This window comes from Bizionia paragorgiae, from assembly GCF_900107625.1.
Taxonomy (GTDB): domain Bacteria; phylum Bacteroidota; class Bacteroidia; order Flavobacteriales; family Flavobacteriaceae; genus Bizionia; species Bizionia paragorgiae.
The window spans coordinates 1-1,143 of the sequence record NZ_FNQK01000041.1 but is presented as its reverse complement, the minus strand read 5'-3'; the positions used below and the strand labels follow the sequence as shown (position 1 = coordinate 1,143).

At 32.2% G+C, this 1,143-nt stretch carries 2 protein-coding genes; both read left to right on the top strand.

Annotation, left to right across the window (positions count from 1 at the left end):
* Positions 1 to 483 (top strand): hypothetical protein (locus BLV64_RS14610; protein ID WP_092136779.1); only part of this gene is annotated, 483 nt, incomplete at its 5' end.
* Between the two features lie 115 nt (positions 484 to 598).
* Complete coding sequence (locus BLV64_RS14440; protein WP_092136777.1) at positions 599 to 1,114, top strand: helix-turn-helix domain-containing protein; 516 nt, start codon at positions 599 to 601, stop codon at positions 1,112 to 1,114.
* Positions 1,115 to 1,143: the final 29 nt, after the last annotated feature.

Here is a 1,143-nt window from a genome sequence, read left to right as displayed (position 1 = left end):
CCACCACCACCACCGCCTGAATTTTTCCAAACAGAAGAATATAAAAACAATATCGTCAAAGGAATTCAGGACTATAAACAAACTGATAAGTACAAAAACGATATTAAAAAATGGGAAAGAAAAAAAAAATCTCTGGAAAGGGATAAGTCTTTAATATATTTGGTCGTTTCTGATTCTATTATTGGATTTGAAAAATATAAAATTGACCTAAACAGACTGAAATCGAACAATGAAAAGATTAAATTCAAATATCGTTCAGAATTCCCAAATGGACGTGAATTTTGGAGAACTGATTATGATTATTTTATTGCAGCAAACATTCAATTTGGCGGAATAATATTTGACAAAACTAAAAATAATGGCGTGCTGAATGGCGGTTATACAATGGGGATTTTAAACGGAAGTGGATTTAGAATTTATATCAAAAAAAATAAAAACGGTAATTGGATAATAGATAAAATTGAGGGAACTTGGATTTCATAAAAAATACGTGTGGTAACACCGTGTATAATTAATGGCTGGTTCTCGCCTACTTACGAAAATCCTTGCGGATTTTGAACTGCCCCCAAAAAGTTAGACACTATTTAAGTGTATTTTTATGGGAAGAAAAGTCAAGTACAATTACGATTTCAAACTTCGCTGTGTAAAGCAAGTTTTAAATCATCATCAAACAGTAGAAGCTGTTTCAAAATTAAATGGTTGTCATCATACAACACTTCATGATTGGATTCGTTTTTATGAAAAATATGGCAAAAAAGCTTTGTTGCCAAGAAAAAACAAAGTCTATAGTTTACCTTTCAAAATAAAAGTATTGGAAGCTATCAACAAAGATTCACTATCCTTTAGCCAAGCTTGTTTGGAGTTCAATATCCCTACTAAATCTGTAATTATGAATTGGCAGAAGAATTACAAAAAGTTGGGTGCCGAAGGCTTAAACCATAAAACTAGAGGAAAACCAAAAGCGATGGAATTTAAAAAGGCAAAAAAGAAATCCAATAAACCTTTAACCAGAGAAGAGGAACTTCTATTGGAAAATGAATCCTTACGGGCAGAACTGGACTTGCTAAAAAAGTTACAGGCCTTAATTCAACAAGAGCAAAACGAAAAGCAGTAGCCATAACAGAATTAAGGCATAAGTACGAT